Annotated in this window: 8 protein-coding genes; 2 read left to right on the top strand and 6 right to left on the bottom strand. The window is 69.6% G+C overall.

What is annotated here, in order from left to right; translation table 11 throughout:
• Window positions 1-2 precede the first annotated feature (2 nt).
• The 4 genes from glgB to AB0M08_RS36680 form a co-directional block, all read right to left on the bottom strand.
• On the bottom strand, window positions 3-2,108 hold the full coding sequence (glgB, locus tag AB0M08_RS36665; RefSeq protein WP_364503924.1) for a 1,4-alpha-glucan branching protein GlgB: 2,106 nt from the start codon (window positions 2,106-2,108) through the stop codon (window positions 3-5).
• Window positions 2,109-2,181: 73 nt separating this feature from the next.
• Window positions 2,182-3,495 (bottom strand): maltokinase, encoded by a 1,314-nt coding sequence (locus tag AB0M08_RS36670; protein ID WP_364503894.1) that lies wholly within the window; start codon window positions 3,493-3,495, stop codon window positions 2,182-2,184.
• Window positions 3,492-5,249 (bottom strand): maltose alpha-D-glucosyltransferase, encoded by a 1,758-nt coding sequence (treS, locus tag AB0M08_RS36675; protein ID WP_364503897.1) that lies wholly within the window; start codon window positions 5,247-5,249, stop codon window positions 3,492-3,494. The genes AB0M08_RS36670 and treS overlap by 4 nt, the downstream gene beginning before the upstream one ends.
• Window positions 5,250-5,259: 10 nt before the next feature.
• A complete protein-coding gene (locus tag AB0M08_RS36680; RefSeq protein ID WP_364503900.1) occupies window positions 5,260-7,224 on the bottom strand; it encodes an alpha-1,4-glucan--maltose-1-phosphate maltosyltransferase in 1,965 nt (654 codons plus the stop codon).
• Between the two features lie 339 nt (window positions 7,225-7,563).
• Between AB0M08_RS36680 and AB0M08_RS36685 the strand changes: the two genes are divergently transcribed.
• The gene (locus tag AB0M08_RS36685) at window positions 7,564-8,148 is read left to right on the top strand and encodes a hypothetical protein (RefSeq protein WP_364503903.1); all 585 of its coding nucleotides are present in this window, start codon (window positions 7,564-7,566) and stop codon (window positions 8,146-8,148) included.
• 204 nt (window positions 8,149-8,352) lie between these two features.
• Here the strand turns inward: AB0M08_RS36685 and AB0M08_RS36690 are convergent, their stop codons facing one another.
• Both AB0M08_RS36690 and ppgK read right to left on the bottom strand, forming a co-directional pair.
• A complete protein-coding gene (locus tag AB0M08_RS36690) occupies window positions 8,353-8,835 on the bottom strand; it encodes a PPOX class F420-dependent oxidoreductase (protein ID WP_364503906.1) in 483 nt (160 codons plus the stop codon).
• Between the two features lie 26 nt (window positions 8,836-8,861).
• The gene (gene ppgK, locus AB0M08_RS36695) at window positions 8,862-9,611 is read right to left on the bottom strand and encodes a polyphosphate--glucose phosphotransferase (RefSeq protein WP_364503909.1); all 750 of its coding nucleotides are present in this window, start codon (window positions 9,609-9,611) and stop codon (window positions 8,862-8,864) included.
• Window positions 9,612-10,020: 409 nt separating this feature from the next.
• Between ppgK and AB0M08_RS36700 the strand changes: the two genes are divergently transcribed.
• The coding region (locus tag AB0M08_RS36700; RefSeq protein WP_364503912.1) for a sigma factor at window positions 10,021-10,205 on the top strand (185 nt) is incomplete at its 3' end.

The following is a 10,205-nucleotide window of genomic DNA, read 5'->3' on the forward strand; positions in this document are numbered from 1 at the left end:
TGTCAGGACTCGAGCTTGAGCCAGAGGGCGGCGAGAGGGGGGACCCGGAGCGCCGCCGAGGCGTCGAAGCCGTGCCAGGGGATGTGGTCGGCGTGGACGGTGCCCATGTTGCCGACGCCGGAGCCGCCGTAGAGCTCGCTGTCGGTGTTGATGACCTCGGTCCAGCGGCCGGCGCGGGGGAGGCCGATGCGGTAGTTCTCGTGCGGGACGGCGGCGAAGTTGACCACGCAGGCGAGGGCGGAGCCGTCCGGGGCGAAGCGGACGAACGAGAACGTGTTGTGGTGGGAGTCGTCGCTGGTGATCCAGCGGAAGCCGGACGGGCCGGTGTCCTGGGTCCAGATCGCCGGGGTCTCGCGGTAGACCCGGTTCAGGTCGCCGACCAGGCCCTTGATCCCGCCGAACTGCGGGTCCTGGAGCAGATCCCAGTCCAGGCCGCGCTCCTCGCTCCACTCGCGCAGGTCGCCCATCTCGGCGCCCATGAAGAGCAGCTGCTTGCCGGTGAACGCCCACATGAAGCCGAGCAGCGCGCGGGTGTTGGCCAGCTTCTGCCAGAGGTCGCCGGGCATCTTCCCGGTCAACGACCCCTTGCCGTGTACGACCTCGTCGTGGCTGATCGGCAGGACGTAGTTCTCGCTCCAGGCGTACACCGTCGCGAAGGTCATCTGGTGGTGGTGCCACTGCCGGTGGATCGGCTCCTTGACCATGTAGGTCAGGGTGTCGTTCATCCAGCCCATGTTCCACTTGAAGCCGAAGCCGAGGCCGCCCAGGTGGGTGGGGCGGGTGACGCCGGGCCACGCGGTGGACTCCTCGGCGATGGTGACCACGCCGGGGTGGTTCTTGTAGACGGTCGCGTTCATCTCCTGCAGGAAGCTGATCGCGTCGAGGTTCTCCCGGCCGCCGTACTGGTTCGGCGTCCACTCGCCGTCCTTGCGGGAGTAGTCCAGGTAGAGCATCGAGGCGACGGCGTCGACGCGCAGGCCGTCGGCGTGGAACTCCTCGCACCAGTAGAGCGCGTTGGCGACCAGGAAGTTGCGCACCTCACGGCGGCCGAAGTCGAAGACGTACGTACCCCAGTCGGGGTGTTCGCCGCGCCGCCAGTCGCCGTGCTCGTAGAGCGGGGTGCCGTCGAAGCGGGCCAGGGCCCACTCGTCCTTGGGGAAGTGGGCGGGCACCCAGTCCAGGATCACGCCGATGCCGGCCTGGTGCAGGCTGTCGACCACGTGCCGGAACTCGTCCGGGGTGCCGAACCGTGAGGTCGGGGCGAAGTAGCCGGTGACCTGGTAGCCCCACGAGCCGCCGAACGGGTGCTCCATCACCGGCATCAGCTCGACGTGGGTGAACCCGGTCTCGACGACGTACTCCACCAGTTGCGAGGCGAGCTCGGTGTAGGAGAGGCCGGGCCGCCACGAGCCCAGGTGCACCTCGTACGTGCTGATCGGCTCCTGGTGCCAGGACTTGCGGGCCCGGTCGCGCATCCACTGCTCGTCGTGCCACTGGTACGACGACTGGTAGACGACCGACGCGGTGGCCGGCGGCACCTCGGTGTGCTGGGCGAGCGGGTCGGCGTGCTCGCGCCACACCCCGTCCCTTCCGAGGATCTTGTACTTGTACTTGGAGCCGAGGTGCGCCGACGGGATGTGCAGCTCCCACACGCCGCTGGACCCGAGCGAGCGCATCGGCCACCCGTCGTACGGTCCCCAGCCGGTGAAGTCACCGACCACCTGGACGCCGCGGGCGCCCGGCGCCCAGACCGCGAACGCCACCCCGGTGCCGCGCGGCTGCGCGCCCAGCACCTTCCAGAGCTTCTCGTGCCGGCCCTCGCCGATCAGGTGCAGGTCCAGTTCGCCCAGGGTGGGCGGGTGCCGGTACGGGTCGTCGCACTGCGTCCCGTCCACGTCGAGGCGGTAGTCGAGGACGGTACCGGGCAGCTCGGCCGCGAAGATCCCGTCCGGGTGCACCCTGGTCATCTCGTGGCGTTCCCCGTCGGCGAGGACGGCGACCTTCTCCGAACCTTTGCGCAGCGTCCGGATGACGGTGTGCCCGCCGCCCGGGTGCGCGCCCAGGACGGCGTGCGGATCGTGGGTGTCCCCGGCGATCACGCTGTTCATGGCCCGCTGGTCGGCCGCCAGGCGAGAGGTGGTGTGCCCGATCATCGTCGCTTCGTCCTTCACAAAAGGGGGGTCAGCCGACCAGCCGGGCGATGGAGCGGAGGGGGATCCGCATCCACCCCGGGCGGTGCCGGGCTTCGTACGCGGCCTCGTAGACCGCCTTGTCCAGTTCGTACGCCGCCAGCAGCGCACCCTGCCCGCGCGGGTCGAGGCCGGCCGCGTGGGCGTACCCGTCGCAGAACGCCGCCCGGTTGCGGTCCACCCACTCCCGGGCGCGCGCCGCCAGATGCTCGTCCTCGTCGGAGTCGACGAGGAGCTGGTAGGCGGCGTACTCATAGGATCGCAGCACGCCGGCGACGTCGCGCAGGGGCGAGTCCGGCAGCCGCCGCTCGTCGAGGGGCTGGCCCGGTTCGCCCTCGAAATCGATCAGGAGCCAGCTCTCCGGCGTACGCAACACCTGTCCGAGGTGCAGATCGCCGTGGACCCGCTGGACGGTCACCTGCTCCCCGGTGAGCCCGGTGAACCGGTCGGTGATCGCCGGGAGGTACTGTTCCAGCTCGGGCACCGCGGTGGCGGCGGTCCGCAGCCGGGCCAGCATGGCGTCCAGCGGGAACGGTGCCGGCCCGGACCCGAGCTCCTCGGCGAGCGTCCGGTGCACCGAGGCGACCGCCTCGCCGAGCCGGTACGACTCGCCCTGGAAGTCCCCGCCCACCTGGTCGGCGCGCAGCTCCGCGTCGGCGAAGAGGTCCCGCGCCGAGGCGGTGGCCATCGCCCAGCCCTCGGCCGAGTTCGCCGCGTACGCGGTGACCATGCCGAGCGAGCACTGCCCGCCGTCGTCTGCGACGCCGAACGATCCGAGCAGCCGGGCCACGTGCGGGTTCCCGGCCCGTGCGAGCACCCGGTTCAGCTCGATGTCCGGGTTGATCCCGCAGGTCACCCGCCGGAACACCTTGAGGATCGCGTCCTCTTCGAAGATCACGCTGGTGTTGGACTGCTCGGCGTCGAAGACCCGCGGCCACCGGTCCAGCGGCAGCGTGACGCCGGGCTCCTTCTCGAAGGTGAGGTCCTCGACCGGCTCCGAACGGTCGATCAGCCGCAGCAGGTGCCGGGCCGCCTCCGGGTCGTAGAGCGCGTCGTACCCGGCCCGGCCCTTCTCGTCGGCGCCGATAGTGGCGACCGCGGCGTAGTCCGGGTACGGCCCGGCGCCGTAGCCGACCACGATCTGGTACCGCTCCGAGCTGCCGTCGGTGTACTCGACGTCGAGCAGCACGAGCTCCAGGTCGCCGCCGAGCGGGGTGGCGGCCGCCTCCTTGATCGAGGCGAGCACCCGGCTGCGGCCCGCGTACCAGCGCTGGTTGGGGATCCACTCGGCGTAGGGCAGCGTCATTGCTTCTCCTCGGACCCGCACAACTGGAACCAGTAGAAGCCGTGTCCCGGAAGGGTCAGGAGGTACGGGAGCTGGCCGATCCGCGGGAAGTTGACGTGACCGGTCAGCTCCACCGGGGTGTACCCGTTCCAGTGCTGGAGATTCAGCTCGATCGGCTGGGGGAACCGCGACAGGTTGTTCACGCAGAGCACCACGTCGTCGCCGTACTCGCGCAGGTAGGCCAGCACCGAGGGGTTGGAGCCGCCCAGCTCACGGAAGGTGCCGACGGCGAACGCCTCGTGCCGGCGGCGGACCGCGAGCATGGTCCGGGTCCAGTTCAGCAGGGACGTCGCGCTGTCCCGCTGGGCCTCCACGTTGACCGCCTGGTAGCCGTAGACCGGGTCCTGGTTGACCGGCAGGTAGAGCCGGCCGGGCGTGGCGGTGGAGAACCCGGCGTTGCGGTCCGGCGTCCACTGCATCGGGGTGCGTACGCCGTCCCGGTCGCCGAGCCAGATGTTGTCGCCCATCCCGATCTCGTCGCCGTAGTACAGCACCGGCGAGCCGGGCAGCGAGAGCAGCATCGCGGTGAAGAGCTCGATCTGGTTCCGGTCGTTCTCCAGCAGCGGGGCGAGCCGGCGCCGGATGCCGACGTTCGCCTTCATCCGCGGATCCTTGGCGTACTCGGAGTACATGTAGTCGCGCTCTTCGTCGGTGACCATCTCGAGCGTGAGCTCGTCGTGGTTGCGCAGGAAGATGCCCCACTGGCAGTTCTCCGGGATCTCCGGCGTCTGCGCCAGGATCTCCGAGATCGGGAAGCGGGACTCGCGGCGGACCGCCATGAAGATGCGCGGCATCAGCGGGAAGTGGAACGCCATGTGGCACTCGTCGCCGCCGGTCTTCGGATCCCCGAAGTACTCGACCACGTCGGCGGGCCACTGGTTCGCCTCGGCCAGCAGCACCCGGCCCGGGTACTCGTCGTCGATCACCTTGCGGCAGTGCTTGAGGAACGCGTGGGTGGCCGGCAGGTTCTCGCAGTTGGTGCCCGCCTCCTCGAAGAGGTACGGCACCGCGTCCAGCCGGAACCCGTCGATGCCCAGGTCCAGCCAGAACCGCAGGGCGTCCAGCATGGCCTCCTGCACCTTCGGGTTCTCGTAGTTGAGATCCGGCTGGTGCGAGAAGAACCGGTGCCAGTAGAACTGCCGCCGCACCGGGTCGAACGTCCAGTTCGACTCCTCGGTGTCGACGAAGATGATCCGCGCGTCCGGGTACTTCTCGCTGGTGTCGTTCCAGACGTAGAAGTCGCCGTACGGCCCGTCCGGGTCGTGCCGGGACGCCTGGAACCACGGGTGCGAGTCGGACGTGTGGTTCATCACCAGGTCGGTGATCACTCGGATGCCGCGCTTGTGCGCCGCGTCCAGCAGGGCCACGAAGTCGTCGACCGTGCCGAACTCGGGGAGCACCTTGTAGAAGTCGCGGATGTCGTACCCGCCGTCGCGCAGCGGCGAGTCGTAGAACGGGGGGAGCCAGAGGCAGTCGACGCCGAGCCATTGGAGGTAGTCGAGGCGCTCGATCAGGCCGCGCAGGTCGCCGCCGCCGTCCGAGCCCGAGTCGTAGAAGGCCCGGACGAGCACCTCGTAGAAGACCGCGCGCTGGAACCACGTGCGGTCCGCCGGGAGGACCCGGGCATGACCGAAGTCGCCGGAGTCCGGATGCTCGACCACACCGCCCTCGGTGTGACTTCCCTCCGCCGGATCGTGCTCGCTGCTCTGCTCCATCGGTGTCCCCTTACCCCGCCTGCACCACGAAGATGTGCGCCGGCTCGACGTACGGGTCGATCCGGACCGCGTTGTACTGCCCCCACTCGTACGTCGCCCCGGTGATCTGGTCGACCACGGTGAAGCGGTCGTGCCAGTCGAAGCCGAGGGCCGGCATGTCGAGCGTGGTGTTGCCCCACTGCACGTTGGCCGCGTCGAACGAGACGATCACCAGCACCGTGTTGCCGGTCTCCGGGTCGCGCTTGGAGAAGCAGAGCAGGTTGCCGTTGTCGATCCCGTGGAAGCGCAGGTTGCGGAGCCAGTGCAGGGCCGGGTTCTGCTCCCGGGTGCGGTTCAGCTTCGTCAGGTACGGCGCCAGCGACCGCCCGGCCCGCTCGGCGCCGGCCCAGTCGCGGGGCTTCAGCTCGTACTTCTCGTTGTCGAGCAGCTCCTCGGCGCCGGGGCGCGGGACGTGCTCGAAGAGCTCGTACCCGGAGTAGAGACCCCAGCTCGGGGTGAGCATCGCGGCCAGCGTGGCACGGATCTTGAACATCGGCGGGCCGCCGTGCTGCAGCGTCTCGTGCAGGATGTCCGGGGTGTTCGGCCAGAAGTTGGGGCGCATCCAGTCCAGCGAGGCGATCAGCTGACCCATGTACTCGCGCATCTCGGCGGCCGACGTGCGCCAGGTGAAGTACGTGTACGACTGGGTGAAGCCGATCTTGCCGAGCCCGTTCATCATCGCCGGCCGGGTGAACGCCTCGGCGAGGAAGAGCACGTCCGGGTGGGTCTCCTTGACCTTGGGGATCAGCCACTGCCAGAAGTTGACCGCCTTGGTGTGCGGGTTGTCCACCCGGAAGATCTTCACGCCGGCGTTCACCCAGTGCATGACCACGCGGTAGACCTCGTCGCGCAGCGTGCGGTAGTCGTTGTCCCAGTTGATCGGGTAGATGTCCTGGTACTTCTTGGGCGGGTTCTCGGCGTACGCGATGGTGCCGTCGGCCTTGGTGGTGAAGAACTCCGGGTGCTCCTTGACCCACGGATGATCCGGCGCGGCCTGAAGGGCAAGGTCAAGAGCGACTTCCATGCCCAGTTCCTCGGTACGCTCGCGGAAGTACACGAAGTCGTCGAGCGTGCCCAGCTCGGGGTGGATCGCGTCGTGCCCGCCCTCGTCGGAGCCGATCGCCCACGGCGAGCCGACGTCCTCCGGCCGGGCCACGAGCGTGTTGTTCCGCCCCTTGCGGTTGATCTTGCCGATCGGGTGGATCGGCGGCAGGTAGATGACGTTGAAGCCCATCGCCGCGACGGCGGGCAGGCGCTCGGCCGCCGTACGGAAGGTGCCGTGTTTGATCGGTGTGGCGTCCGGGCCGATCTCGGCGCCCTCGGAGCGCGGGAAGAACTCGTACCACGCGGAGTACAGGGCGCGCTTCCGGTCGGTCCAGATGGCGAACGAACGGGTGGTGGTCACCAGGTTCCGCACCGGGTTGTGCCAGAGCAGCTCCTCCAGATCCAGCGCCGGGGTGACCCGGGCGAAGAGGGAGAGCTGCTCGTCGCGGAGGGCCGCGGCCGCCGTGCGGACCCGCTCCTCGTCCTCGGATGGCACGATCTTGGTGGCCAGGTCCAGGATCTCGGAGCCGTCGGCCAGGTCGTTCGCCAGATCCTCGGCGCCCTGACCGGCACCGATCTTCTTGACCACGGCGTCCCGCCACGTCCGGTACGGGTCGTCGAACGCCTCGATCGTGAACGTCCAGCGCCCCACCTCGTCGGGCCGGATCGCCGCGTGCCACTGGTCCAGGCCGGGCTCGCCGGGAGTCATCCGGGTGAACGGCATGCTCGCGCCGTCGGGGCCGCGCCATACCACGTTCACGCCGAGCGCGTGATGTCCTTCGCGATAGGACACCGCGGAGACCGGGACCAGCTCGCCGACCACCGCCTTCGCGGGATAGCGGCCACCGGACACGGCCGGCGTCACGTCTTCGATGGGGAAGCGACCGGTCATGATCTCCACCGTAGTCAGAGGGGCTCAGGAGGGCTCGGCGACCGGAAAACCCACCGCCGACAGTCCTATGAACTTCTCCGGAGTGGAAAATTTGAAACGGCCGATCGCCGCTGCGCTCAACCTACCGGAGCGCCCGCACCGCGACACAGCCAGAAGGGGCCTCGGAGTCGCAATTTCACTTCCCGGCAACAGGCTTTTTCTGAGTACGGGTCCCTGGTAGTGGGTCGGTTGCCGTGCGTTGCCATCGGGTCGCCGTTCTCAAGACACCCACCCCGGCAGCCGAGCAATACCCGTGACGCCGCCGGAACACCGGTTGCGCCTAACGGAGGAGAGCAACTCGTGGCCGGACCGTCGACCGCCCTGTCCCCGGTTATCGCCGCCAGCACCCACTGGCTGGCCCGCGCCTACCCCGGTGGCGAGAGCAACACGGTCGCCCACACGCTCTCCGAACTGCAGGCCCGCCAGGCCGTCACGGTCGCCGCGTGGCTCCGCTACCCGACCGAGATCGACGCCGCGCTGGTCGCGATCGCCGGTCCGGGCGGCTCCGCGGTCCTCGACTGGAAGGCCGGCAGCGAGCCCGAGGACGAGTTCGCCGAGGGCGAGGGCTGGCGTACCTGGGTCGACGAGGTCGTGGTCAGCTGGGCGGCCTGCCTGCTCGCCGACCCGATGCTCGCCCGTCGCGGGGTGGACGCGGTCGTCGCCGCGATGCCGATCGTGCCGGACCCGCGCCCGCGCCCGCACGCCCGCCGCACCGGCGGCCTGCCCAGCGAGTTCCGCCGCCTGCTCGCGCCCGACTCCCGCGACCGGGAGGCCGCCGCGCTGCTGCGCCACCCCGACCTGCTGGAGCCGATCGCCGCCATGCACCGCGACACCCTGCTCTACCTGCTCGACGCCGAGAAGCCGTCCGAGTCCGTCGCCGCCTGACCCCGTTCATCCCCTTCTCTGGTTCTCTCTTCTCTTCTCCGACCCCCCACCCATCCCTCGTCGCTCGGTGCGCTGGGGCGTCCTCGCGCCCGCCGGACAGTGCACCGGACCCCCTGTGACGAGGGCTGGAACCGCAAGGCCGGCACCCCTAGTCCTCCTGGGGTGCCGGCCTTGTGGCCTTTCCACGGTCCGTTGCTGAGTCCGTTACTGATCAGCCAGCCGTGCGGGGAAGCCGCCGGTGGCGATCGGGCCCCAGCTCTCCGGGGTGATCCGGATCAGGCATTTGCCCTGGTCGCGCATCGCCTGGCGGTACTCGTCCCAGTTCGAGTGCTCCCCGGCGATGACCCGGAAGTACTCCACCAGCGGCTCCACGGCCTCCGGCAGGTCGATCACCTCGGCGACGCCGTCGACCTGCACCCAGGGCCCGTTCCACTCGTCCGAGAGCACGGTGACCGAGACCCGCGGATCCCGCCGGATGTTGGCGACCTTGGCGCGCTCCGGATAGCTGGAGATCACGATCCGGCCCTCGGCGTCCACCCCGCAGGTGTTCGGCGACGACTGCGGCCGCCCGTCCCTGCGGGTGGTGAGCAGGATCGCGTGGTGCCGGGTGCGCAGGAACTCGACCAGTTCGGCGCGTTCGACCCTGGTGTTCGTGGCGATGGTGTTCGTGGCAATGGTGCGAGGCATGGTCCCTACCCTGGCACAGCCGCCGATCAGACGGCCCGGTCGGCGGACCGGCTCGCGGCGGCCGCGGCGCCGATGATGCCGGCCTCGTTCAGCAGGGTGGCGGCGACGATCGGCGTGCCGATGTCGAGCAGTGGGAAGAACTTCTCCGACTTCTTGCTCACGCCGCCGCCGACGATGAACAGCCGGGGTGCGAGCAGCATCTCGACGTGGCGCAGGTACTTCTGCACCCGGTGCGCCCACTTCTCCCAGCTCAGGTCCTCGGCCTCACGGATCCGGTCGGAGGCGAGCAGTTCCGCGTCCCGGCCGTCGATCTCCAGATGCCCGAACTCGGTGTTCGGGATCAGCACGCCGTCCAGGAAGAGCGCGCTACCGATGCCCGTCCCGAAGGTCAGCATCATGATCAGCCCGGACTGGTCCCGCCCGGCCCCGAACGCCACCTCGGCGGCACCGGCCGCGTCCGCGTCGTTGAGCACGGTCACCGGCTTGCCGAGGCGCTCGCTGAACAGTTTCGCGGCGGGCGCGTTGAGCCACGACTTGTCGACGTTCGCCGCCGAGCGGGTCACGCCGTCGACCACCACACCGGGGAAGGTGATGCCGACCCGGTCGTACCCCTCGTACTTCGCGGCCACTTCGGCGACCGCGTCGACGACGCTGTCCACGTCGGCGGGCTTCGGCGTGGGCACCCGGAAGCGCTCGGCGGTCAGCTCGCCACGCTCCGTGTCAACCGGTGCGCCCTTCACTCCGGATCCGCCGATGTCGATGCCGAGGGTCGTCATCCGTCTTCTACCCGTCTTCCTCTAGAAACGCCGTGGCATGGTGTCTACCACGAGCCCCGGGCACCCCATACGAGGGCGTTCGACCGACGCGGGGGAGTGAATTCAATCCGTAGTTCCCTCGTTCACGCAATGTCACTCATACTTTCGGCTATGCGCGACTAGGCTTCTCGGCTAACGTTGCAAGTCAGAACGGTCGCCGCGTGCGGGCACGGCTCTCTGCCCGCTGATGGAGGACCACGAGATGTCAGCGATCGAGGTTCAGACACCCACCGCGCCCCCTGCACCGGCCGCGCCCGGTGCCAGCCGCTCTGTCCACCCCGCGCCCGGTGCTGGGCACTCTGTCCACCCCGCGCCCGGTGCTGGGCACTCTGTTCACTCCGCGCCCGGTGCTGGGCACTTCGCGCTCACCGTGCCGGGGGCCAGCGCAACCGACCTGCTCGGGGCCCTGGCCATCCTGCCGCCGGAGCATCGCGACCGGGGTCGTGTCCGCGCCCGCACGATCGAGGCCTGGCTGCCGCTCGCACGCCACCTGGCCCACCGCTACTCGGGCCGCGGCGAACCCACCGACGACCTGATCCAGACCGCCACCGTCGG

It is taken from the genome of Actinoplanes sp. NPDC051851 (genome assembly GCF_040681165.1).
Lineage (GTDB): Bacteria > Actinomycetota > Actinomycetes > Mycobacteriales > Micromonosporaceae > Actinoplanes.